Here is a 25,560-nt window from a genome sequence, read left to right as displayed (position 1 = left end):
TGAGTTATTTCCCGCTTATTTAAAGCGGGAGGTATCGACTTCTTCCCTCTTCTTCTCTTTGTATCCTCCGAATTTATAGTTAAACGAAATACCGAATGTACGGGTAGTGCGCATATAGTGGTTTTTCACATTCTGCAATCCGTAACGGACTTGTGTCGAAATGGTGGAGGTATTGAACAGGTCGTCACACTTCAGCGTCAATTGTGCTTTTCCTTTTGCAAAGGTGTAACGAAGCGCTGCATCCAGATTTCCCGAACGAGGAAGATCGAAAATTCCCTGTATAGCTCTATTTTGATAGAATCCGGTCAGGGTGAATTTTAAGTCGGGTTTGGTGGAAAGGGTGAATGTGTTGTTCATCGTCAAGACGAATGTATATAGTTTACGGTCAAACGGGATATCCCAGAAGTCACTATCTTTCTGGCGATAACGAAAACCGATGGCCGTGAAACGGGAGTCGAGCCATTTTTTCACCTTAAAGGGAACTGTCATCATTAATCCGGCCTGCGATGAAAAATCAAAGTTGAAGAACTTGTAAATCTCCACCAAACGTTCCGGTGATTGGTAGAGGGTTTGCATTTGCTTGTTTTTGGTATAGCTATAAAAGGCGGAAAAAACATACTTGCCTTTTAATATATAATTAAGGCTGGTTTCATAGTTCGTGGCAGGTTTGAGATAGGGATTTCCTTGAATTTCAGAGTATGCTCCCATGTAAGAGATTGCATTCTGTACGCTCCAGTATTCGGGATATTCCTTGTCACTACTCAATGAGAATTGCAGGACATGTCCGGCAGCGGGCATATAAGTTAGATTGGCTACCGGGTACAGGCTCCATTCATTCCAGATATTTGTATGATATTGCTCTGCTGCCAGAGAAACATCGGCCGAGAGTTTTTCACCGAAGCTTTTGCTTAGTCCGGCATACACATTCAGGGTTTGTTCGCGACGGCGGGAGTTCATGTTATTATCCGGTAACAGGTTATCTGTTTCCGGGTCATAATATCTTTGATAGCTATGGTCTAAAGCGGTCGTATAGGTTATACCATAATTCAATCCCCAGCCTTTACCTAAGGTATGTTCTTGCCCGGCATAAAAACGCCATTGATTGATTTGCTGTTTATCCCGGCTCAAGAAATTCATTGTCTCTGTTCCCATCGTGCTATATAATAATTGGCTGCCGGGAGAATGATAGGATGTAAATGCCACTCCGGCTTTCAGCCCGAAAGGGGTTTGATAATCTAACTTTGCGTTATGGAGCTGGCTGTCTCCCTGTGAATCGGTAACAGAATTTTGCGCACCGGTAGCTATGGAATAATGTTTGGAATCGGTAAAAGCTGTTGTGTAGACCAGGCTTAACAGATGATCTTCTGCTAGAGAGTAATCCATTCCGAGACGTATCTGATGACTGTTGGTACGGGAAGTCATTATTTCATCCATATCCATCTGATGCGCTGAACCATCGGCTAACGTGTGAAGTGCTTCTTTCTCCGTAATCCTTCGGTCGCGATCATAAGAGTAAGAGTAAAGAAGATCTGCAGAGAATTTACGTCCGGAGTACAGAAGACTTCCACGTTCTGCCAAAGATTCGTAGTGATGTTGGTTAAAAGCTGTATAGAGTTCTCCTTGAAGGGAAGATGCTTGTCCTGTGCCGGGTGCTAATATCAGGTTAATCATCGGTCCGCGTACCTGATAGCGTGCCGGAGCGGAATACATCACTTCCGCCTTTTCAATCCGGCTGACAGGAATCGATTTTAATAAAGCATCCAATTGTTCGGCAGACAGAGTGGTCACTTTTCCGTTGATGACAACAGTTACCTCCTGTCCTCCCAACATCAGACTATTATTCATATTTACTATACCCGGAAGATTTTTCACAACATCATAGGCATTATCCACAGGCAGGTTGCCCACCAGTCTCGGCACGTCATACACGAGTTTGCCTTGTTCGGCTTTCACGATAGGGCGTTCACCTATAATCATCACTTCGGGCAGTTCCTGAAACAAACTATCCATATAACCTATATTCTTGATACTGTCGACAGGTTCCTGTGACTGTTGTCCGACTTGTGCTGTAGCGGATATCCACACACATAGAAGAGACATAAATAGTAAATTAATCCGTTTCATTTCGTCTTTATTTTTGGAATACGACAAAATACGGTAGAAAAAATGGAAATTTGCGTTATCACTGGCTTATCTAGTGTTATTTAGTCTTATCAAAGAGAAGAATAAGAATAGTTTCCTATTATCTTTGTCAGTATGAAATTACCACTAAAACATATTGTCATACTGGTTATCTGCTCATTAATCGGAATCTTTGTTTATCAAGCTTATTGGTTGACAGGGCTTTACCGGTCTATGAAGATGGAAATGGAGAGCAATATCAGAGATGCGATGCGGACGAGTGACTTTAACGAGGTCGTGCTCCGGGTAAATGATTTGCAAAAAGATAATGTGGAACACGGTTCGCTGACGGTATCAGCCGGATATGATGCGGACGGCAATTCATTAGTGACTAAACAAACGATTTCTTATACGGATAGTAGCCGTCAGGATACGATACACTCCCGGACAGAAACTACTACGGATACGGTAAAGGCCGTTGGTAACGCTCCGGAAGATTCTACACCTGTTGCAAGTAGCGAGAACGGGCTGGATGTGTTATTGAAAAAGCAAGATTCGCTAAAGGAGCTGTTAATGAGTATTCAGCAGGGTATTCATTCGGGTGTGGACACTTATATAGATGTCAACCTGCAGCGATATGACAGTTTGCTCACCCATGTGATGAAAGAGCATAATCTCTCTATTCCTCATCACACTCTTTTGATTTATACCGGAATCAGTGCCGATTCTTCCATTGTATATACCGATACATTAGGTATTGCGGGAGATAGCAGTTATATTCCCAGTCCCAAGGCAATCCGCTATGACTATGAATTTAATATGCATCACAGCCAACGCTACCAACTGGTGTTCGAGCCGATCAATTCATTGGTGTTAAAGCAGATGACAGGTATTCTGGTCACTTCATTTGTAATTCTTCTGATTCTCGGATTCTCTTTCTGGTTCCTTATCCGGACGCTTCTGAAACAGAAAACGCTGGATGAAATGAAAAGTGATTTTACCAATAATATCACGCACGAATTAAAGACTCCCATTGCCGTAGCCTATGCGGCTAATGACGCATTACTGAACTTTAACCAAGCGGAAGAGAAAAGCAAGCGCGACCAGTATCTACGCATCAGTCAGGAGCAGTTGCAAAGGCTTAGCGGGCTGGTGGAACAGATTTTATCCATGGGAATGGAGCGTCGCAAAACGTTTCGTTTGCATCCGGAGGAAATCAACCTGAAGGAGTTGATTACTCCGCTCATGGAGCAGCACCAGCTAAAAGCGGACAAGCCTGTACATATCGAATTGGATATTCAACCGGAAACGCTTGTCATTGTAGCCGACCGTACGCATTTCAGCAACATCATCAGTAACCTGATAGATAATGCAGTGAAATACTCGAAAGAGGAAGCCGAATTGTCTATTTCCTGCCGACAGACTGGGGGGACAGTAACCGTCAGCGTTACCGACCGGGGAATCGGGATTCCACTTGATAAACAAAAGCACATATTTGATAAATTCTACCGGGTCCCGACGGGTAATCTTCATAATATAAAAGGTTACGGACTAGGACTGTTCTATGTCAAGAGTATGGTCGAAAAACATGGAGGAACTATCACCGTAAAAAGTGAACCGGACAAAGGAAGCACTTTTACCATTACTTTATAAACCCATAAAATCATGAGTAAAAACAAAATTACCGTATTACTGGTAGAAGACGAACAGACGCTCGCCATGATTATCAAGGATACACTTGAAGAAAATGATTTTATCATTCATACGGCGAATGACGGTGAGGAAGGACTAAGCCTTTTCTTCGAACTTCATCCGGATGTACTTGTAGCCGATGTGATGATGCCGAAAATGGATGGCTTTGAAATGATACGTCGCATCCGCCAGACGGATAAACAGACTCCTGTCTTATTCCTGACTGCCCGTTCGGCCATCAATGATGTGGTGGAGGGGTTTGAACTCGGAGCGAATGATTACCTGAAAAAACCTTTCGGTATACAAGAGTTGATTATCCGAATCAAAGCACTGATGGGAAAGGCTTTTCTCTTCACTGAGAATAAGGTTGCCAATCATTTTGAGATAGGAAGTTATCTGTTTGATCCTGTTGCACAAACTTTATTACACGCAGGAACGAGACAGGAACTCTCTCATCGTGAATCGGAAATCTTGAAACGGCTTTGCGAAAACCGGAATCAGGTGGTCAACACGCAGGATGTCTTGCTCGAACTTTGGGGAGACGACAGTTTTTTCAATTCCCGAAGCTTGCATGTGTTCATTACCAAATTGCGGCATAAACTCTCGCAAGATGAACAGATACGTATTGTCAATGTACGGGGAATCGGTTATAAACTGATTGTCAACTAAACTCTTTAACACCGCAAAGTGCCATGAATAAAAGACAATTCACAGGATTTATGTTTTTACTTTGTACCTGTACCGCATTTGCGCAACAGGTGGAAGTAAAAAAGGATAGCATCGGCCGTGCGGTTCTTCTGCCACCGGAGCAAAAGCAGCCATTAAATATGGATAAGGAGGGCTTCATCTTACCCGATATGAATATAACGCCGAACGACAGGAAGCCAACCATTCAAACGGATAGCATGACGCTTCATATATCTCCTCCCGAATTTATAGATACTCCCTGGCCTACTCCCAGACTGGGTACTTCTTTCGATCCTTTCAGCCGCGACTATAATCGGTCGGATATTTTCGGGATCAATGCTAACAGCTATTTAAGTACGTATAGTTTGCATAATACGTATCCTACCATGGGGACGCATATTCAGGTAGGTGCCATTTATACGTATGCTCCTAATGAACGATGGGAGCTTTCAGGTGGGCTGTTCAGTGCCAAGTATACAATGCCTTCTTTCCAACATGGTGCCAGAAATGATTTTGGTTTTAGCGGTTCGGCCGCTTACCGGATTAATAATTTTCTGCGTATACGGGCTTTCGGCGAATATTCTGTGAATGGCGAACGAAATGCTTCGCAGGGGTATCTCACTCCTATCTATCCGCAAAGCGGTTATGGCATGATTCTTGAAATCAAGTTCAACGATTATATCGAACTCCATGGAGGTATGGAACGCTCATACAACCCGATGAAAAGGAAATGGGAGACGGCTCCTGTCGTTTATCCGGTGATTAAATTGAAAAGATAAGTTTTTTTCTAAGAAAACATAACGGAAGCGGATAGTCAGGTGGAAATTATCTATCTTTGTGGTAAATCAACCTTTACGAAGATGAAAAAACTGATTCTATTTCTTTCGCTGATATTATCGGTCGGTTTTGCATCCGCACAGTCGGAAATTCCTTCCGATAGTATTCGTCGTGCTCCATCTACCAATATCAAAGAGTTTGGTGGTTTTCTGCTGGATATGGGGTTAATGAACGTAGCAACTCCCGAACTTCCCAAATTTAATTTAGATATGCCTAATATGACGAAAGATTATAATCAGCTCTTTCGTTTAAACACGGATATTACCTATTCTCAAGGATTCACCGACTCTTTTTCTTCGTCTTCTTACTCCGGGTTTTCTGGTTTTGGATACGGATATGGTTGGGGATTGTCTTCTTCTCCACAGTTTATGCAGATGGGATCTTTCAAGCTGAAAAACGGAATGAGAATCAATACTTACGGAGATTACAACAAGGATGGCTGGCGGGTGCCTAACCGCAGTGCTATGCCTTGGGAAAGGAATAATTTCCGGGGAGCGTTTGAACTGAAATCTGCTAATGGTAATTTCGGAATACGAATTGAGGTGCAGCAAGGAAGAAATACTCCTTATTAAATAATAATTAGGCACGGATTTCACGGTCTTTAGGGTTATCATTACTGAAAAATAACCGCGTTAATCCGTGTAATCCGTGCCTAAAAAATAGCAATTAATTAGTGGCAGGTACTTATTAATCAGAAAGCTTTGTCTGCCGCACTGATTGCATTGGCTATACGGTCACACCACGAATCAAATTCCGGGTCGGGTGTTTGAGTTTCCGGATGAGAAAGCATATAATGTACAGCTTGCCGCAATCCGTCCGCCATAGAGATATGGCATATAAAATCCGGGACGAGCCGCTTTATCTTCGAATTATCGAAAACAACCGTAACTGCTTTATCTCCTAAGAGTTCCCCCCTGAAATCATAATGATCGCTATGTTTGGCAAGGAAATCGGATGCCACGTGCAATGCGTTCAGAGGTTTGTCTAACGCATCGGCGATTGTCTGGTAAATCTGATTCCAAGTCATACTTTCATCGGTAGTGATATGAAAAGCGTTACCAATGGCATGTGGATTCGCCATCAGTCCGACATAGCCTTTGGCAAAATCTTTGGAGTGAGTCAGTGTCCACAAAGAGGAGCCATCACCGGGAATAATGACAGGTTTGCCGTCAAGAATCCGTTTGAGAATCTGCCAGTTTCCCTTATCTCCATGTACGGCTACGGGAGGTTTGGTTCCGTTATAGGTATGGCTGGGACGAACGATAGTCACCGGAAAACCACTTGTCCGGTAGGCTGACATCAATACCTCTTCCGCTTCTATCTTGCTTCTGGAATACTGCCAGTAGGGATTGACCAGAGGGGTGCTTTCAGTAATGCGATAATCGGCCAATGGCTTTTGATAGGCAGAGGCACTGCTGATAAAGATGTATTGCCGCGTTTTATTCTGAAACAGGCGGATATCACGCTTTACGTCTTCTGCCGTATAACCGATGAATTGTGCAACCACATCGTAGTGTTCAAGTGCGATGGCTTTTGCCACAGCTTCTTCATCATTAATATCTGCAATGATACTGTGAATTCCTTCCGGCATTTTTTTTGAGCCGCGGTTAAGGAGAGTAATCTCCCACCCTCTCTGTTGCGCCAATGCAACTACATCCGTACTGATAGTACCCGTTCCTCCAATGAATAATGCTTTCATAAAACCTGTTTTTTATATTCTCCGGAGCAAATATATCAATTCCATGACTTACTTCCAGCAATCATTGCCATTTATTTTTCCGCCCGCAAGTTTATGTAGTATACAGATTACTGATTCTTGTACCCTTATTACTGATTTGAGGAATGAAATAAAAAAGATACCTCCAAATGTTTTATCTTTGTATCAGATTAATAACAAAGCATATGGATGAAATAACAAAAATTGAAACCGTCGATCAGTATGACCAGTTGTTTGGACTGGAGACATTGCACCCTTTAGTTAATGTAATCGACTTCTCAAAAGCTACCAAGTCGGTTGAGTATATCCGTATGAACATCGGATTCTATTGTTTGTTCCTGAAAGATGCCAAATGCGGGGATCTCAAATACGGACGCAAGAATTACGATTATCAGGAAGGAACGGTTGTCTGCATGGCACCGGGACAAGTGAGCGGAATAGACAACCGTAACCGAACGGCTCCCCGTACCAAGTCGATTGGGGTTTTATTCCATCCCGATTTAATCCGTGGAACTTCATTAGGACAGAATATCAAAAACTATACTTTTTTCTCTTACGAGGTAAATGAAGCATTGCATCTTTCAGATCAGGAAAGAGAAATCGTAACCGATTGCATACATAAAATCCGGCTCGAACTGGAGCATACTATCGACAAGCATAGCAAGCAACTTATCGTACGGAATATCGAACTGCTACTGGATTACTGTATGCGTTTCTACGAACGGCAGTTCATTACACGCAATCAGGCGAATAAAGATATAGTCGTTAAATTCGAGCAATTACTGGACGAATATTTCCAAAATCAGGTGGCAATGACCGAAGGACTGCCATCCGTGAAATACTTTGCAGACAAGGCATGCCTCTCTCCTAATTATTTCGGGGACCTGATAAAGAAGGAAACCGGAAAAACGGCACAGGAATATATCCAGTGTCGGATTATCGAACTGGCCAAAGAAAGAATACTGGAAGGTGTTCAAACTGTCAGCCAGGTAGCTTATGAACTGGGATTTCAATATCCACAGCACTTCAGCCGGTTATTTAAAAAGCATGTCGGCTGCACCCCGAACGAATATAAACAAAAAAACTAGACGTATTTTAGATACAGGAGTCTCAACATCATGGGAGATAAAGTACTCAAAATAGGAACCGTGCATCAATGCAATTGTTGCCTGGGGAGTAAGACACTACACCCGCTGGTAAGTGTCATTGATCTCTCAAAGGCTGACTTGTCAGCTCATACGGGCATCAAGTTCGACTTTTATACGATTCTATTGAGTGAGTGTAAATGTGAAGCGTATATGTATGGTCACCAGTATTATGATTTTTCGGATGGTACTTTGCTCTGCCTTAGTCCCGGAGAGTCTATCAATATGAAGGAAAACAGTAAGAATTTTCCTTCCAAAGGATGGATATTGGCTTTTCATCCCGATCTGATTTGTGGCACTCCGCTCGGACTTAATATACATAGCTATACTTTCTTCTCTTATCTGCCTGAAGAAGCATTACATATATCTTTGCGCGAGAAACAAATCATTCTGGAGTTTATGGATAAAATAAACCAGGAACTCGAACGTTGCATTGACCGCCATAGCAAGAAGATAGTTTCCAAGTATATAGAACTATTGCTGGATTACTGCGTCCGTTTCTACGAACGCCAATTCATTACACGTAATGAAGCGAATAAAACGATTATCAAACAATTCGATAAAATCATAAATAACCATTTTGAAACGAAACAGGTACCGACTGTCGATATACTTTCACATAAGTATTGTGCGAACCTGCTTCATTTGTCTCCTGAATATTTCAACGACTTACTGAAGTATGAAACGGGGAAATCATTTAAAGAGTATATCGAGTTCAAACGCTTCGAGATTGCCAAAGATTGGTTAGTGAATACTGATAAAACAATCAATCAGATAACGCAAGAGCTGGGTTTTCAGAATCCACAGTATTTCAGCCGGTTATTTAAGAAAATCACAGGTTGTTCTCCGAATGATTTCAGGATGCCTAATTGAAAGTATATGTCAAAGGGATTAGAGGAAGATAAAGCAATCAAAAAGTCTTAATAAAATTTGAATTGGAATATCAAATTCTTAATCTATGTTATGAAACATACTTTTTTTCTTGGATTATTTGCTAATTTCGCAATAGTCCGTATCTTTGCAATGTGTTTTTCATAGTATTAGATTTAAGGTTAACAAAGGTTGGAGCAAGGCGTTGCTCCTTTTTTTATGTCTATACGTAAGCTCTCTCCTTTTTCTTATTCATGATAATATAGGAATTACGCTATTTTTCAATAACTTTGCAAAAAGAGAGATGTCAATAATGTCTCGATAAGACAAATCAAAAGGTTCTCTTTTTACGTTACATATAAAAAGATTATTTAATCCTTGTAGAATAATGGAAACAATGCAACCATATTATCGTCTGATGAAATCAATCCTCTTTGTATTATTTCTTTCTTTTGGCATGATTTCATGTGAGAAAGAGGATCCTGTTTCTACCTCTCCAACTACAAGGCAAACGGATGACTCAACTACTGATCCGACAGATCCCGATCCGACTGATCCTGTTGTTCGTTCGAATAATGAACAGACGGTGTTCATGTATCTACCCTGGTCGAACAATCTCACTTCTTTTTTCTATCAGAACATTGCCGATTTGAAAAGTATCATCGGAAACAATATATTGAAGAATGAACGGGTGATCGTATTTATATGTACATCGGCCACCAAAGCCACTCTCTCCGAACTTGTCTATGAGAATGGCAAAGGTGTACAGAAGACTTTAAAAAACTACGATTATCCGGATCCTACCTATACAACTGCAGAGGGCATCACTTCTATTTTGAACGATGTACAAACCTATGCTCCCGCCAAACGATATGCAATGATTATCGGATGCCACGGAATGGGATGGATACCTGTATCGAGAGCAGTTTCACGCAGCAGCTTGCAGATTAGTAAAAAGCACTGGGAGTATGAACATGCACCGATGACACGTTTTTTTGGAGGAACACAAACGAAATATCAAACTGATATTACTACGCTTGCCGGAGGTATTTCGAACGCGGGCCTAAAGATGGAATATATACTTTTCGATGACTGCTATATGTCTACGGTAGAGGTTGCCTATGACCTTAAAAACGTAACAAGCCACTTGATAGCTTCTACAAGTGAAATAATGGCCTATGGGATGCCATACGACAAGATAGGCCAGTACTTAATCGGAAATATAGATTACGAAAAGGTCTGTGACGGTTTCTATTCTTTTTATTCAAATTATGTGACTCCCTGCGGAACAATCGGTGTTACTGATTGCTCGGAATTGGACAACCTGGCGGTTATTATGAAAGAAATAAATCAGCGTTATACGTTTAACGAAGAATTAACGGGCGAATTACAAAGATTAGACGGATATACGCCTACCATATTCTTTGATTACGGTGATTACGTTTCCAAACTATGTTCCGATCCGGATCTATTAGAACAATTCAACGAGCAGCTGAAACGCACTGTACCCTTTAAAAGGAATACCAAACAGTATTTTACAGCAATCTCTTCCTCCTACTATGGAGAAAGAATTGATATCAATACTTTCTCCGGAATCACGATTTCCGACCCAAGCACTAATCCGGGTGCTTCAAAAAAGAACGAAACAGCGTGGTATATTGCCACTCATTAAATCTACTCTAAGAAACATACGGTGGTAGAGAGTTGATTCTTCACATGTGGTCTGTCAAATCTCTTAATAAAAATTGAATTGAGAAAACCAATTCTTAATCAATGTTATAAAACATACTTTTTTTCTTGGATTATTTGCTAATTTCGCAATAGTCTGTATCTTTGCATTGTGTTTTTCATAGTATTAGATTTAAGGTTAACAAAGGTTGGAGCAAGGCGTTGCTCCTTTTTTTATGTCCATACGCTAGATACTCCTTTAAACATGGCATGACATTATCCCTTAATCACCGCCATTGGAGCCAGCTCCACCAACGGCTTCACCAAGTCCCGCTCATTCGCTATCACTTGCGCAATATCTTTATAAGCTCCCGGTGCTTCATCCAGTTCGTTCTGCGAACGAAGTCCGTGAATGATACCTTGCTGATCCATTCTCTCCTTCTCTTCATCCAGTGACAAACGGCGACAGGCATCCTTTCTTCCCATTAATCGACCTGCACCATGCGAACAGCTTTTGAAACTCTCCGGATTACCCAGTCCCTCAACAATATAAGACTTGGTACCCATAGATCCGGGGATAATACCGATCTCGCCCTCATAGGCACGCGTAGCACCTTTTCGGTGTACAATCACATCCTGATCGAAGTGATTCTCCCAAGCTGCATAGTTATGGGCAATATTAATCATAGGATCAAAGTCCGTTTCAGGTTTCACTGCCTGGATGGCTTCACAAATACGAGTCATCATCAACTGACGGTTGGCAAAGGCAAAGGCCACACAGTAATTCATTTCACGGAAATAATCCTTTGCCATCTGTGTCTCCATTGGCAGGTAAGCTAGTCCCGATACCATTTCAGAATACCATTTCTCATTCCAATATTGCGCAATCTTATTATAGTGATTGGCAACCTTCAAACCAATGTTACGGCTTCCGGAGTGAATCATCACCCAAACATCAGACGTTGCCGTATCTTTTTGAATCTCAATAAAGTGATTTCCACCTCCCAGAGTTCCTATCTGCTTCAAACAAGCCTCGTACTGATTCTTCAAAACAGGCATCTCTTCAAAGTCGAATCCTTGCGGAAGCAATTCCTGATCCTGCTTTTTATTCTGATGATCGAATCCCAAAGGAACAACTGCACGAATCTTCGACATAATGGAAGTCAAATCCGTATAACTAAAATCTTCCGCTTTTAGATTCGTCTTAATCGCACACATACCACAACCGATATCCACTCCCACAGCATTGGGAACAATCACGCCATTGGTAGCCAACACACCGCCAATAGGCATTCCTTTTCCCGCATGCGCATCAGGCATGATGGCAATATGTTTAAATGCAAAAGGCAGTGAAGTCAAATCCATAATCTGCGACATACAAGAGTCCTCTACTTCATCCAACCAAAGTTTAGCGGGTAAACGTGTTCCCATAATTACTTTTTCCATACATCTTTTCTTTTATCAATTCATATAAATCTCGTTATCGGGAGCAAAGTAAGAAGGGAAGTACGAAATCTATTTGCGTAGTTGATATTATTTTTTATTTTTGTAGAAATAATCTATAACATCTATAATATAGAACCTAATGAAGAAGATATTAATTATCGGCGCCAACGGATTCACCGGACGCCAGATTGTAAATGATTTATCTGCTTGTAAACAATACAAGCTGACGGGCTGCTCCCTGCATCCGGATATTCTTCCCAATAACGCGGAGGATTATCGTTTCATCGAAACAGATATACGGAATGAAGCGGACGTTAGGCATCTCTTCAAAGAGGTTCAACCCGATGTAGTCATTAATTGCTCCGCTCTGTCCGTGCCGGACTATTGCGAAACGCATCATGAAGAAGCCTATCTTACCAATGTTACCGCAGTAGGCCAACTGGCCGATTTATGCGAAGAATACAAAAGCCGGTTCATTCATTTATCTACGGACTTTGTTTTTGATGGAAAGATAAACGAAGCTGCCGGGCTGTTATATACAGAAAAAGACCTCCCTGCCCCGGTCAACTACTACGGATATACCAAATGGAAAGGAGAAGAGAGGGTGGCAGAAACTTGCAGCAGTTATGCCATTGTCCGTGTAGAAATCGTTTATGGCAAGGCACTGCCGGGACAACATGGTAATATTGTACAGCTAGTAATGAACCGTCTGAAAGCCGGACAAGAAATACGTGTCGTATCCGATCAATGGCGGACCCCAACCTATGTTGGAGACGTTTCGGATGGAGTGCTACGTTTAATAGAACATACGGCGAATGGCATCTTCCACATCTGTGGCGATGAATGTATGACCATTGCAGAGATTGCCTACCAGGTAGCAGATTATATGAAACTCGACCGTTCTCTTATCCATCCTACCACCACAGAAGAAATGAATGAAAGCACTCCCCGTCCCCGCTTCAGTGGGATGAGTATTGATAAAGCCCGGACAATGCTCGGATACAGGCCCCAAAAGTTAAAAGAAATTCTTGCGAACTGGGATAAATTATAAGGGAAAGAGCACATAACCAACTTTTTACAACCATCTATCTCGTTCCGGATATTCCTTTCTCTTTATTTATTGCATATTTATTTTGAAAATATGCAATAAATAACTATCTTTGCACCAAATTCAAAAAAGACCAATGATGAATCAAACATTACAATTACATAACGCTACTCTTTTTCTTGCAGGAATACCTATTTTCTGTAAGTCTTGTTGCGTGCATGTGCATTGGTTCAGTGGATTCATCTAAATTTCCCAACTATTTCTTTACAGGAACTACCTGCTGACTTGTTTTGTTAGCCATAGCAGTATTCCTTTCTGATTTTCAAGCAGATGTAATATCTTCTTTGAAAATTCTTTTGTGTGTTGTCAATCATCAGTTTAACCTAACCCAAAATATATACAATTATGTTCTCTATTATATCTACCATGTTTTTAGGAATCGGCATCGGCTATGTATTGCGTAACTGGAGTATTCTACAGAAGACAGAAAAGACAATTTCTCTTACAATATTCCTGTTGCTCTTTATTCTCGGTGTATCTATCGGTTCTAATAGCCTGATTGTGAACAATCTTGGTAAGTTCGGATGGCAAGCCATTGTTCTTGCTGTGTCCGGTGTATTGGGAAGCCTGATTGCTGCCCGTTTGGTACTACAATTATTTTTCAGGAAAGGAGGCGAACAATGAAAGGAAGTCTGATCGTTATAGTATTCTTTTGTGTAGGCTGTATCATGGGAGCTTTCAATAAGTTCGAGTTCGATACGCACACAGTTTCCATGTACATACTTTATGCATTAATGTTACAAGTAGGAATCAGCATCGGTTCCAATAAGAACCTGAAAGCCATTGTTTCACATTTGCACCCTAAAATGTTGCTGATTCCATTGGGAACAATTATCGGTACGCTGTTATTCTCCGCCCTGGCAAGTTTGCTATTGCGTCAATGGAGCGTGTTCGACTGTATGGCAGTGGGAAGTGGATTTGCCTACTATTCACTCTCTTCCATCCTTATCACCCAGTTCAAAGAACCCTCCATCGGACTGCAACTGGCTACGGAACTGGGAACCATTGCCCTACTGACTAATATTTTCCGTGAGATGATGACACTTCTTGGTACTCCAATCATCAAGAAGTACTTCGGGAAACTCGCTCCTATTTCAGCAGCAGGAGTCAACTCGATGGATGTACTGCTGCCTTCCATCACCAGATATTCAGGAAAAGAAATGATTCCCATCGCCATCCTGCACGGCATTCTGATTGACATCAGCGTTCCCGTTTTCGTTTCTTTCTTCTGTAATCTTTAACCCTGTCCGGGAATAATAACCTTATTTATTAATGCCCGGAAACAGCCAATACAAACTTGATATCAGCATAGGAGACAGCGTCTCCTAATGCTACCTTTATAGCGAATATTCCCATGTATTCATGTTCATCCAAATACTTGCGAATCTTCGCTATATTTTCAGCTTTCACCACCTGCTCCACTTTGATCTTTCCCGAACGGACATAATGCTCCAGATGTCCGGCAATGGTTCCGGATACCAAATCACGAGCCTTGGCTATTTCATCTATATTCATTCCCTGACGGAACATTTCATAGCTAACCAACTTCGTATCTTTCTTCGCCTCCTTCTTTTTCTCCTTCTCCGCCTCTTTCTCCTGTTTCTCTGCCTCTTTCTGCAGCTTCGTCTTTCGTTGCCTTACTGTATCATCGCTATTACCGGAGGAGATTAACATATCCGTTATCTCCGGCCTCTCCAATTGATTCTCCGCCATATACTTGCGGATAATACCCAGAATCTCAAGCCCGTATCTCTCTACTCCTTTCGCTCCAAAATAAGGTATCGCCTCCAAAGCTCTTGGACTATCCGGTAGCAGATTCACAATTCCCATCAATGCTTTCTGTTGCATAATCACATAAGCAGGAACATTCATCTCCCTTGTTTTGGCTGTTCTCCATTCAGACAGGGCACGATAAAGCTCCGGATGCAGAATATCCGTAGGAACTTCCACCTTTACCTTTTCAGCACTGCGTGTACGCTCTTTCCGTTCCTTACGTTCTTTCTTCTCCTTCAAAGCCTTCGAAGAACCGGAGGACGTAGAATCATCTTCAAGGCTCAACATTACTTTAGCCTTCAACTTCAAATAATCCGTGATAGCAAACTTCCCTCTTGTAGACACAGCTTCCAACAAAGACTCTTTAATCCACAACGCATCATCCAGCGCCTGCATACGCTCTGCCAACAGCTTTCTCAACTCTTTATTATCAAGAGGCATATTAGTCTTATCATACAAAGCCCGAACCGGTTCCAACTCCTTATGAAAATATCCGGCACCGGAACGAATCCGTTCCTGCAACTCCTCATTCGCCGCATAATCCTCACTCTCATGTATCAACCGGGTATACTGATTGCGGAAACGTTGAGACACCTCCACAATCTTCTCTTTAACATGGGGAGCCAACGCCTTATATTCAGCCAACTGCTTCGGAAAGAGCTTATACAAATCCTCATCCATAAGACGAAGCAACCGTTTATAAGCCTGATCGATCGAATAGAAATTAAACAAATCACTCAACAAATCAAAGAAATACGCCTTTTGCATATCATTCAACTGCTGGCTGCCCGGCTTATTCTGCTCCACCGCTTTGGTGAAATTATCCACCGTAGCATCACTTATTATGGCTTCCCTGCGCAAAGGAGACTCCAACACCATACCCTCCAGCGTCTTGCAACGACTCAAAGCCACGTAAGTTTGTCCATGTGCAAAGGAATTCCGTGCATCAATAATAGCACGTTCAAACGTCAAACCCTGACTCTTATGTATCGTAATAGCCCACGCCAAACGAATAGGATACTGGCGGAACGTCCCCTCTATCACTTCAGTGATCTCCTTCGTCTCCTCATTCAACACATACTTATAATTCCCCCACTCTTCCGGCAACAACTGAAATTCGGATCTATCCCCTTTACCACGCACCACAATACCCGTTTCATTAACCGCTACCACCTCACCAATCATACCGTTATAATACCGTTTCTCGGACGATGGATCATTCTTCAGGAACATTATCTGTGCTCCCTCCTTAATTGTCAGAAGTTTATCCGCAGGATACGAATATTCAGGAAAATCCCCCTCTATCTCGGCACTAAAATGATACGCCTTGCCGGGCAACGATGCCAGTTCGCAATCATTAACCCTCTGTGCCTGATTATTATGTGTCGTCAGACGAATATATCCCTCTTCTTTCTGCGGCTGAAAGCCGGGCTGATAACGACGGTTCAGTTCATTCAACACTTCATCATCCGCCTTATTCTCCCGAATTTTATTTAATAAAGAAAGGAAGAACGTATCACTCTGACGATATACTTTCTTGAGTTCAATCGTCATATATGCCGTTTCTTTCAATGCATGACTTGCAAAGAAATAAGGAGTCTCATAATGCTTTCTCAACAACTCCCACTCATTGTCTTTCACGACAGGCGCCAGCTGTTGCAAATCTCCAATCATCAACAGTTGCACCCCACCAAAAGGTTTCTCCCTATCGCGATACCTCCGCAGAGTTGCATCCACCGCATCCAACAAATCAGCACGCACCATACTGATCTCATCAATAACCAGCAAATCCATACTACGGATGATATTCCGCTTTTCTTTACTATAACGATAATGTGTCTGGGAAGAATTAAAGGTTGTTTCGGGCACAAAAGGAGCAAAAGACAACTGAAAGAAAGAATGAATCGTTACGCCTCCCGCATTGATAGCTGCAATCCCTGTCGGAGCCAATATGACCATGCGTTTGGGCGTATGTTCTTTCAATCGTCTAAGAAATGTCGTTTTCCCGGTTCCAGCTTTTCCGGTAAGAAATAAATGGGTGCCTGTATTTTCAATGAACTGCCAAGCAAGCTGCAGTTCCGGATTATTTTCCATGCTTTTCCAATTTTCGGTAAAGTTACTGAATATTCTTTTTCTTTCGTCTTGATACGAAAGAAAAAGAACCAAAAAGAAAGAATCAAGGCTGCGTTTTTCCGGCTACTCCGGTGCTTCCTCCGGCTAAAGGGCAGAAACTCGCTACGCTCAAACAGTCTGCCCTTTTTAACGCCGGAGAAACCACCTGCGCTTGACGCCGGAAAAACGAGGCCGGAAGACCTGCGGGTGGAAGCCTTACAATGTGGGAAGCTTTATTATTAAAAAACTCACCATATAAAAAGAGGACATAGAATAAAAGGCTAATAGAATGATAACCGATGTAGCCTATGTAGTATAAAGAGACTTATGAAAGGTTTATACCCCTTATAAAAAAGCTTTGCTATATAAAAGTCGCAGACGTTATACGACTCAATATAGCAAAGCAGAACAATATATAATAAAACTATTAACGATATAACTGCGACTCACCAAAGCAATATCAGACATATCGCACAGCTTCCCCACAAACCTACCCTAGAACATTCAAGCAGCAACACCCACCCCACCAGGTTCCCCGGCCTACTTTTTTCTCCATCAGGCGAGCGCCCGTAACGGAGCGTTAAGAAGGGCAGACTGTTTGAGCGTAGCGAGTTTCTGCCCTTTAGCGAAGTGAAGGAAGAGAGTAGGAGAAAAAAGTCAGCCTTGAATTTTTCTTTGCTTCTTTCTTTTGTTTCAAGACAAAAGAAAGAAGATTAATTACTTCATGGATCCCCCTACAATATCCAGCAATTCGTTTGTAATCGCCTGCTGACGACTCTTATTGTACTGCTTCGTCAAATCCTGGATCAGCTCGTTTGCGTTGTCCGTAGCCACTTGCATAGCCAACGTACGTGCAGCATGTTCCGAAGCATTGGAGTCAACAGCGGCAGTAAAAATCTTCTGGCTCAATACAGTGGGGATTAAGCTCGCGATTAATTCCTCTGCGTTCGGTTCGATGATATAATCATTGGCAATCTCGTTCTCCTGTACCTCCTCTTCATTCTCTCTGTCCTCTTCACTTACGACGTTCGTCAGATTAATGGGGAGATACGTCTCACGAAGAAGAATCTGTACCCCCATTGATTTGAAGTGATGATAGATTATTTCCACCCGGTCCACTTCGCCTGCTACATACAGATCCATCAGTCGGTGAGCCAGTTCGGCAGCCTCCTGATACGTTGGTTTGTCGGAGAGTGTTGGAGAAACCTCCTGCGGTTTGAAACCCATCCGTTTGGCCGCTTCATCCACCTTCTTGCCTACCGGGAATATCAAGATATTATCCTGTCCTAAAGTACGGAATTCCCCGATAGTCTGCATCATCATTTTGATGACATTGGCGTTGAAAGCACCACAAAGAGAAGTGTTCGAAGAAAAAACAACGATTGCTACACGCTTCACTTCACGCTCCTGCACATAAGGAGATTCGATAGGCAGGTCCGCACTTAGGAAGTTAGTCAGAATCTTGTTCAACTTCTTCTGATAAGGCAGCATATTCTCAATGGCTCCTTGTGCCTTGTGTAATTTGGCAGAAGCCACCATCTTCATTGCTGAAGTGATTTTTCGGGTACTCTTGACCGAATTTATTCTGGTTTTTACTTCTTTCAGTGAAGCCATAGTGATAATTAAAAATTAATAATTAAAAATTAAAGGGCGATCTGATTTATAAAAAAGCCAATTAGATAAATCAAAAACCATTCAGATTTATTTTAAAGGCCAATCAGATAAATCAATGACCGATTAGATAAATTGTTTAGTGACCATGGCGGCAGTCTCTTCGATAGCCTTAATCACATTATCATCAATCACACCCGTTTTCAATACATCCAATACATCCTCCTGATGATTCAGTTGCAGCGATTCGATGAAGCTACGTTCAAAGTCCTGCACCTTATCCAGAGGAACATCGTGGAGCAGTCCGTGTGTACCACAGTAGAGAATAGCAATCTGCTGTTCTACGGGCATCGGGCTGTATTGAGGCTGAATCAACAGCTGACCGTTCTTACGTCCCTTGTCAATCGTCAATGCGGTAATCGGGTCCATGTCGCTACTGAACTTGGAGAACGCTTCCAGTTCACGATACTGTGCCTGGTCGATCTTCAATGTTCCCGCCACTTTCTTCATAGCCTTAATCTGCGCGTTACCACCTACACGGGATACAGAGATACCGACGTTGATAGCCGGACGCGTACCCTGGTTGAACAAGTCAGTTTCAAGGAATATCTGTCCGTCGGTGATAGAAATCACGTTCGTCGGGATATAAGCCGATACGTCACCAGCCTGCGTTTCGATGATAGGCAATGCCGTGAGCGAACCACCGCCTTTGACAATTCCCTTCAGACTTTCCGGAAGATCGTTCATTTCGCGAGCCACTTCCTCCTGACTGATAATCTTGGCAGCACGTTCCAACAGACGGGAGTGCAGATAGAAGATATCACCCGGATAAGCCTCACGACCTGATGGACGGCGAAGAATCAGAGAAACCTCACGATAAGCTACCGCCTGCTTGGAAAGGTCATCATAAACCACCAACGCATGACGACCGGTATCACGGAAATACTCGCCAATGGCAGCACCCGCAAAAGGAGCGTAATACTGCAATGCAGCCGGATCACCAGCCGTAGCAGCCACCACAATCGTGTAGTCCAGTGCTCCGTACTCACGAAGCGTATTAACGATAGAAGCAACGGTAGAACCCTTCTGACCGATAGCCACATAAATACAATATACAGGATCACCTGCCAGGAAGTTACTGCGCTGGTTGATAATCGTATCAATAGCGATGGCAGTCTTTCCCGTCTGGCGGTCGCCGATAATCAACTCACGCTGTCCGCGACCGATAGGAATCATGGCGTCTACCGCCTTCAATCCCGTCTGCAACGGTTGGTTCACAGGCTGACGGTAGATTACCCCCGGAGCTTTCCGTTCCAATGGCATATCATACAGTTCGCCACCAACCAGCCCCTTGCCGTCGAGCGGTTCGCCCAGCGGGTCGATCACACGTCCCAGCATGCCCTCTCCTACACGGATGGAGGCGATACGTTTGGTACGCTTCACGACGAATCCCTCTTTGATCTTGTCCGTCGGACCCAACAGCACAGCACCCACGTTGTCCTCTTCGAGGTTCATCACGATTGCTTTGATACCATTGTCAAACTCCAGCAATTCATTGGCTTCGGCATTTCGCAATCCATAAATACGCACTACGCCGTCGCTCACCTGGAGCACCGTACCGATTTCGTCAAGTTGCACATTGGCGTTGATTCCTTCGAGCTGCTTGCGCAATATATCAGATACTTCGCTTACTTTTATATTTTCAGACATTATACAATTCTCCTATTCTTATCAATAAATTGTTGTTTCACTCGCTTCAACTGCGTGGCAACGCTTGCATCCAGTCGGTAGTCGTTGACATCGAAGATAAATCCGCCTTCGATCGAAGGATCTATCACCGTTTCGAGTTCCATCTGGGCGTGCAAGATATGCTCTGCTGCGGAACGAATCCGGTTTTCCGTTTCCTTATTGACGGGAACGGCTGTAATGAGCTTACCCACTCCGATATGCTTCAGCTTCCGGTAGAGATCCAGATACATCAGGCTGATAAATTGCAGATAGCCTTCACGCCTGTTTCGCAGTACCAAAGTGATAAAACGGACAAACTCTCTGGTCGATTTTCCGTCACCGTCGGCAGCCGTGCAGACTAACGCCAACTTTTCCTTCGTTGTGATGACCGGATTATCAAGTGCTTCGCGCAAACCGGGTTGTTCACAAAAACTGTGCGACAGCGTCAGGAACTCCTGATATAACCTGTCCTCCAGACCTTTTTCCTGTGCATATTCAATGATGGCTTTTGCATAACGCATTGAGAGTATTCCGACTTCCATCTTCCTTAGTTCTTATTCGGGGTTAGTACTTCATCCAGCATACGGTCGATCATGCCCATCTGTGCTTCCTTGTCCTCAAGACTCTTGCGGAGCACTTTCTCGGCGATGTCCACAGAAAGCACGGCTACCTGGCGACGGATGTCGCGGATGGCTTCGTCTTTCTCTATCTGGATTTGTTGTTTCACCGCATCCAGTTCTTTTTGTGCGGCAATTTCGGCTTGTTTACGGGCCTCGTGAACAATCTTGTCACGTTCTTCCATTGCTTCCCTCAAGATGCGTCCTTGTTCTTTGTTGGCGGCAGCCACCAATGCGTCGCCTTCCTCTTTCAGTTTAGACAACTGGGCATTAGCCTCTCTCGCCACCTCCAAAGACTGGTCGATATAGGTCTTACGACCCTCCACCATCTTGATGATGACGGGAAAGCCGTATTTCGCCAATATCACGAACACAATCCCGAATGAGAGAAACATCCAGAACAGCAGGCCACTATCAGGTAATAGTAATGACATAATCTTTATTTACGATTTTACGATTTACAATTTACGATTTCGCGGCTGATCATGATTTGAAACATGGTTCACGCCTGCGAAATTCGCTTGTTATATACCTGATTAGAGGAAGAACACCAACAGACAAACTACTACCGCCAACAGAGCCACACCTTCAATCAAGGCGGCGGCGATAATCATGTTCATACGGATGTCCCCTGATGCTTCCGGCTGGCGTGCGATAGCTTCCATTGCCGAACCACCAATCTTACCAATACCCAAACCAGCTCCGATTACTGCAAGACCTGCACCGATAGCTGCACCTAATTTACTAACTCCTACTGCTGCTGCAGTGGCTTGTAACAATACTGATAGTAACATAATTTTCAGTTTTAAAATGGTTTATATTTTCTCTTGTTTATTATTTAATCATTCATTCCGCGCGTTTATTCCGTATTCTTTTTATCAACGTTTTCACCGCGTTTCATTTCAATTTTCTTCAGCTTTCACTTTGGCACCTTCCTGTGCCAGACCGATAAACACTGCCGACAACATCGTAAATACGTAAGCCTGGATGAAAGCAACCAACAACTCAAGCGCATTCATAAAGATGTTGAACAATACAGAAGCCACCGTCAGCGTGCCGTTCAGTGCAGGCCCCATGCTTGCCGAGATAAAGATCAGGCAGGTAAGCACCAGCATCGCCATGTGTCCCGCCAGCATATTGGCAAAAAGACGGATCATCAAAGCAAACGGTTTCGTGAAGATTCCGAAGAACTCGATGAATGGCATCATCGGTATGGGCACTTTCAGCCACCAGGGTACATCAGGCCAGAAAATATCCTTCCAGTAATGTTTAGAACCGAAGATATTCACTGCCAGGAACGTGCAGACTGCAAGCACCATAGTGATAGCGATATTTCCCGTCACGTTCGCACCTCCGGGGAAGAACGGAATCAATCCCATCATGTTATTGATAAAGATGAAAAAGAACGCTGTCAGCAGATACGGTGCAAACTTCCGGTAGTTGGGTCCTACACAACTCTTGATAATGTCATCGTTCACCATCATGATGAACATCTCCATGAATCCGATAAATCCTCCCGGCGCTTTCGCTCCTTGCGGACGTTTTCTGTACCAGTGTGACACGCTCAATACGATGATGAGCAACAACACGCTGTTGAACAGCAAAGCAAATGTCACTTTCGTGATGGAAATATCCCACGGGCGGACCTGTTCGCCTGCCACATTATACTCTACCAGTTTGCCCTCGTACTTACTTCCTTCGGGAGCGATGGAAAGTCCTTCATAAGTCCCTCCATTCTCTTCGAGACGGGAAGAAAGGAACGTGTGCCAACCTGTAGTGCTACTATAAACAATAATAGGTAATGGTATAGTAATGTGCGTGTTACCCCACGTCGTAATATGCCATTCGTAGGAGTCGCCGATATGACCGAACACAATTTCTTTCACATCCACCGTGTTCTCCTGTTCCTCTTTCGGAGTAATCTCGTCCTGCGTCTGTTGTGACACCGCTTCCCCCTCCTGTTCCTGTGCAAGAACCGGCAAGCTGACTGCCGCCATGAGGCAGAACAGAATCAACGGAGCTACTATGTTATGCAACTGTTTCATTTTTCTTCTTATTTTTCTTTTTCCGTTTCTGATTCAACTCAAAAGAGAAGAAGAACCAGGTTTCGAATACCAGATATATCAAATAGAACAAGATAAACGTCAGCAGAAAGGCTCTGGCTTCTTCGCGAACGGCAAGACAATAAATCAATACCAGAATCAGCGAAAGAATCATTTTTATCATCTTCGTTGCCAGATACAACAGTAACATTCTCTGTGGAGCATGCCGACGGCAAGCGTCGAAAGCATAAATGCTAAACAGCCCGAAGAAGTAAAAATAGATCGGAATAAACGGATACCCTCCGAAATAATGCCCCGGCAAAGCGAAGTGTAGAATGACAGCTCCGAGTGCCCCGCTAATTACCGCAAATAAGGTATGCCACCAAATAAAATTCCGTTTAGTTTTACTAATATTCACCATGTTACTGTGTTTTTCTGTAAGATTATAACCTCGTTTTTCTCATTTTTTTAATGCTTAGTCTTTGTGCCGGTGAGGAGTTTCCGTCAGGAAACACAGGCAGAAACCGTACCGTCACTCATTTCGACAAAACCGCCCTGAATATCCATCGTGTGCTCTTCTCCGTCCATCGTCGTGTAACTCAACGTTCCCGCTTTCAACGACGAAACAATGGGCGCATGCCCGGGGAGAATAGAAAACGAACCGATCATTCCCGGCAATGTGACAATCTTCACATTTCCGTCGAATATGCTCTTTTCGGGCGATACTATACTCAAATGCAGTTCTTTCATCATGCTATCTTTTTATTTTTTTGCTGCCTGTTCCAGCAATTTCTTACCTTTCTCTATTGCCTCCTCAATGGTTCCGACATTCAAGAAAGCCTGTTCGGGAAGATAATCCACTTCTCCTTCCAGAATCATCTTGAATCCCTTGATGGTGTCTTCAATACCCACCATCACACCCGGAACGCCCGTAAACTGTTCAGCCACGGCAAACGGTTGTGAAAGGAAACGCTGCACACGGCGGGCGCGGTTCACTACCATCTTGTCTTCTTCCGAGAGTTCTTCCATACCGAGGATGGAGATAATATCTTGTAATTCCTTGTTACGTTGCAGAATTTGTTTCACTTGCTGCGCTACGTCGTAGTGTTCCTGGCCAACAATGTGCGGGTCGAGGATACGTGACGTAGAAGCCAACGGGTCTACCGCCGGATAAATACCCAGCTCCGTAATCTTACGGTCGAGCACGGTAGTTGCGTCCAAGTGGCTGAAAGTTGTTGCAGGAGCCGGATCGGTCAAGTCATCGGCAGGCACATACACCGCCTGTACGGAGGTGATAGAACCTTTGCGGGTAGACGTGATACGTTCCTGCATCGCACCCATTTCCGTAGCCAACGTGGGCTGGTAACCAACAGCGGAGGGCATACGTCCCAAAAGGGCGGACACTTCCGAACCTGCTTGCGTGAAACGGAAGATATTATCAATAAAGAACAGAATATCGCGTTTCTCACCTTCTTTTCCTGCGTCGCGGAAAGATTCCGCCACCGTCAGTCCGGACAATGCCACAGAGGCACGTGCGCCCGGAGGCTCGTTCATCTGACCGAAAATCAGAGACACTTGCGATTTCTCCAGTTCGTTATAATCCACTTTCGAAAGATCCCAGTGACCTTTCTCCATTCCTTCTTTGAATGCTTCGCCGTAACGGATTACACCGGATTCAATCATTTCGCGCAGCAAGTCGTTACCTTCACGGGTACGTTCACCTACTCCGGCAAATACAGAGAATCCATTATGTTTCTTGGCGATATTATTGATAAGTTCCTGAATCAATACAGTCTTTCCTACACCGGCACCGCCGAACAAACCGATTTTACCACCTTTGGCATACGGTTCGAGCAGGTCGATCACTTTGATACCTGTGAAGAGCACCTCTTGCACAGTAGTCAAATCCTCAAACTTAGGGGGGTCGCGATGAATGGAATATGCACCTTTGCGGTCGAGTCCTTTCATACCGTCGATCGAATCACCGACTACGTTCATCAGTCGTCCTTTAATCTGTTCGCCAATCGGCATCGTGATCGGGCCTCCGGTGGGATACACTTTCATGCCTCTCTGAAGTCCGTCAGTACTGTCCATCGCTACGGTACGCACCGTATTTTCGCCGATATGTTGCTGAACTTCTATAACCAGTATTTTGCCGTTTGGCCTCTTTATCTCCAGTGCGTCGTGGATGCTTGGCAGCACCAATTCTGCATCCGTACCCTCAAAGTACACATCGACCACAGGGCCGATCACCTGCGAGATATGTCCGATAATCTGTGACATAAGCAATCTCTTTTATTTATATTATTCTTTTCTCTCCTTTTTGACTTTATAATATGAAAGGAATGCACATTTTTCGCGTTTTACCTATTTCATTATTATAATA

General features: G+C 43.4%; 23 protein-coding genes. 10 read left to right on the top strand and 13 right to left on the bottom strand.

All coding sequences use genetic code 11. The annotated features are described in order from the left end of the window. Positions 1-15: 15 nt before the first annotated feature. The gene (locus AB5217_RS01350; RefSeq protein ID WP_211480448.1) at positions 16-2,124 is read right to left on the bottom strand and encodes an outer membrane beta-barrel family protein; all 2,109 of its coding nucleotides are present in this window, start codon (positions 2,122-2,124) and stop codon (positions 16-18) included. A gap of 132 nt (positions 2,125-2,256) precedes the next feature. Between AB5217_RS01350 and AB5217_RS01345 the strand changes: the two genes are divergently transcribed. The 4 genes from AB5217_RS01345 (at position 2,257) to AB5217_RS01330 (ending at position 5,909) form a co-directional block, all read left to right on the top strand. After that, positions 2,257-3,774: a sensor histidine kinase gene (locus tag AB5217_RS01345; protein ID WP_004295781.1), complete on the top strand. Its 1,518-nt coding sequence runs from the start codon at positions 2,257-2,259 to the stop codon at positions 3,772-3,774. A 12-nt stretch (positions 3,775-3,786) separates the two neighbouring features. Next, complete coding sequence (locus AB5217_RS01340) at positions 3,787-4,482, top strand: response regulator transcription factor (protein ID WP_211480446.1); 696 nt, start codon at positions 3,787-3,789, stop codon at positions 4,480-4,482. A gap of 23 nt (positions 4,483-4,505) precedes the next feature. Then, positions 4,506-5,279: a hypothetical protein gene (locus tag AB5217_RS01335; protein WP_004325802.1), complete on the top strand. Its 774-nt coding sequence runs from the start codon at positions 4,506-4,508 to the stop codon at positions 5,277-5,279. 81 nt (positions 5,280-5,360) lie between these two features. Then, entirely contained in the window at positions 5,361-5,909 is a 549-nt protein-coding gene (locus AB5217_RS01330) for a hypothetical protein (protein ID WP_004325801.1), read from the top strand. A 119-nt stretch (positions 5,910-6,028) separates the two neighbouring features. Here AB5217_RS01330 and AB5217_RS01325 read toward each other — a convergent pair whose 3' ends face one another. Further along, positions 6,029-7,036: an SDR family oxidoreductase gene (locus AB5217_RS01325; RefSeq protein WP_347020498.1), complete on the bottom strand. Its 1,008-nt coding sequence runs from the start codon at positions 7,034-7,036 to the stop codon at positions 6,029-6,031. Positions 7,037-7,239: 203 nt separating this feature from the next. Here AB5217_RS01325 and AB5217_RS01320 point away from each other — a divergent pair, with 203 nt between their 5' ends. The 3 genes from AB5217_RS01320 to AB5217_RS01310 all read left to right on the top strand — a co-directional run bounded on the left by AB5217_RS01320 (position 7,240) and on the right by AB5217_RS01310 (position 10,741). Then, entirely contained in the window at positions 7,240-8,142 is a 903-nt protein-coding gene (locus AB5217_RS01320; RefSeq protein WP_074636059.1) for a helix-turn-helix domain-containing protein, read from the top strand. Positions 8,143-8,172: 30 nt separating this feature from the next. Then, a complete protein-coding gene (locus AB5217_RS01315; RefSeq protein ID WP_347020499.1) occupies positions 8,173-9,072 on the top strand; it encodes a helix-turn-helix domain-containing protein in 900 nt (299 codons plus the stop codon). A gap of 385 nt (positions 9,073-9,457) precedes the next feature. Next, positions 9,458-10,741, top strand: coding sequence for a clostripain-related cysteine peptidase (locus AB5217_RS01310; RefSeq protein WP_195529870.1), 1,284 nt, complete (start codon positions 9,458-9,460; stop codon positions 10,739-10,741). Between the two features lie 272 nt (positions 10,742-11,013). Here the strand turns inward: AB5217_RS01310 and AB5217_RS01305 are convergent, their stop codons facing one another. Then, positions 11,014-12,183 carry an RtcB family protein gene (locus AB5217_RS01305; protein WP_004325798.1) on the bottom strand — a complete coding sequence of 390 codons (1,170 nt, stop codon included), beginning with the start codon at positions 12,181-12,183 and terminating at the stop codon, positions 11,014-11,016. Positions 12,184-12,322: 139 nt separating this feature from the next. On the opposite strand from AB5217_RS01305, the gene AB5217_RS01300 reads away from it, so the two are divergent. The 3 genes from AB5217_RS01300 to AB5217_RS01290 all read left to right on the top strand — a co-directional run bounded on the left by AB5217_RS01300 (position 12,323) and on the right by AB5217_RS01290 (position 14,532). Beyond that, positions 12,323-13,234, top strand: a complete 912-nt coding sequence (locus AB5217_RS01300) for an SDR family oxidoreductase (RefSeq protein ID WP_004325797.1) — start codon at positions 12,323-12,325, stop codon at positions 13,232-13,234. Between the two features lie 402 nt (positions 13,235-13,636). Further along, a complete protein-coding gene (locus AB5217_RS01295; protein ID WP_004303461.1) occupies positions 13,637-13,915 on the top strand; it encodes a LysO family transporter in 279 nt (92 codons plus the stop codon). Further along, positions 13,912-14,532, top strand: coding sequence for a lysine exporter LysO family protein (locus tag AB5217_RS01290; RefSeq protein ID WP_004325796.1), 621 nt, complete (start codon positions 13,912-13,914; stop codon positions 14,530-14,532). The genes AB5217_RS01295 and AB5217_RS01290 overlap by 4 nt, the downstream gene beginning before the upstream one ends. A 28-nt stretch (positions 14,533-14,560) precedes the next feature. Here AB5217_RS01290 and AB5217_RS01285 read toward each other — a convergent pair whose 3' ends face one another. The 10 genes from AB5217_RS01285 to atpD all read right to left on the bottom strand — a co-directional run bounded on the left by AB5217_RS01285 (position 14,561) and on the right by atpD (position 25,457). After that, entirely contained in the window at positions 14,561-17,158 is a 2,598-nt protein-coding gene (locus AB5217_RS01285; RefSeq protein ID WP_004325795.1) for a helix-turn-helix domain-containing protein, read from the bottom strand. A gap of 735 nt (positions 17,159-17,893) precedes the next feature. Continuing rightward, a complete protein-coding gene (locus AB5217_RS01280) occupies positions 17,894-18,790 on the bottom strand; it encodes a F0F1 ATP synthase subunit gamma (RefSeq protein WP_004325794.1) in 897 nt (298 codons plus the stop codon). A 123-nt stretch (positions 18,791-18,913) separates the two neighbouring features. Next, positions 18,914-20,497: a F0F1 ATP synthase subunit alpha gene (atpA, locus tag AB5217_RS01275; RefSeq protein WP_004295761.1), complete on the bottom strand. Its 1,584-nt coding sequence runs from the start codon at positions 20,495-20,497 to the stop codon at positions 18,914-18,916. Then, positions 20,497-21,057: a F0F1 ATP synthase subunit delta gene (locus AB5217_RS01270; RefSeq protein ID WP_004295760.1), complete on the bottom strand. Its 561-nt coding sequence runs from the start codon at positions 21,055-21,057 to the stop codon at positions 20,497-20,499. The genes atpA and AB5217_RS01270 overlap by 1 nt, the downstream gene beginning before the upstream one ends. Before the next feature lie 5 nt (positions 21,058-21,062). Further along, positions 21,063-21,566 carry a F0F1 ATP synthase subunit B gene (atpF, locus tag AB5217_RS01265; protein WP_004295759.1) on the bottom strand — a complete coding sequence of 168 codons (504 nt, stop codon included), beginning with the start codon at positions 21,564-21,566 and terminating at the stop codon, positions 21,063-21,065. A gap of 102 nt (positions 21,567-21,668) precedes the next feature. Continuing rightward, the gene (gene atpE / locus AB5217_RS01260) at positions 21,669-21,926 is read right to left on the bottom strand and encodes an ATP synthase F0 subunit C (protein WP_004295758.1); all 258 of its coding nucleotides are present in this window, start codon (positions 21,924-21,926) and stop codon (positions 21,669-21,671) included. A 108-nt stretch (positions 21,927-22,034) separates the two neighbouring features. Next, positions 22,035-23,177: a F0F1 ATP synthase subunit A gene (atpB, locus tag AB5217_RS01255; protein ID WP_070782819.1), complete on the bottom strand. Its 1,143-nt coding sequence runs from the start codon at positions 23,175-23,177 to the stop codon at positions 22,035-22,037. After that, positions 23,161-23,595 carry a hypothetical protein gene (locus tag AB5217_RS01250; protein ID WP_004303466.1) on the bottom strand — a complete coding sequence of 145 codons (435 nt, stop codon included), beginning with the start codon at positions 23,593-23,595 and terminating at the stop codon, positions 23,161-23,163. Before AB5217_RS01250 ends, atpB begins: the two co-directional genes overlap by 17 nt. An 83-nt stretch (positions 23,596-23,678) precedes the next feature. Continuing rightward, on the bottom strand, positions 23,679-23,924 hold the full coding sequence (atpC, locus tag AB5217_RS01245) for an ATP synthase F1 subunit epsilon (RefSeq protein ID WP_004303467.1): 246 nt from the start codon (positions 23,922-23,924) through the stop codon (positions 23,679-23,681). A 12-nt stretch (positions 23,925-23,936) separates the two neighbouring features. Next, positions 23,937-25,457: a F0F1 ATP synthase subunit beta gene (gene atpD / locus AB5217_RS01240; protein ID WP_032854745.1), complete on the bottom strand. Its 1,521-nt coding sequence runs from the start codon at positions 25,455-25,457 to the stop codon at positions 23,937-23,939. Positions 25,458-25,560: the final 103 nt, after the last annotated feature.

It is taken from the genome of Bacteroides sp. MSSM.1001136sp1_RTP21357st2_D2_RTP21359_211015 (assembly GCF_040913205.1).
GTDB lineage: Bacteria > Bacteroidota > Bacteroidia > Bacteroidales > Bacteroidaceae > Bacteroides > Bacteroides ovatus.
Note: the sequence above shows the minus strand (reverse complement) of the source record. Positions and strands in the feature narration are given on the sequence as shown.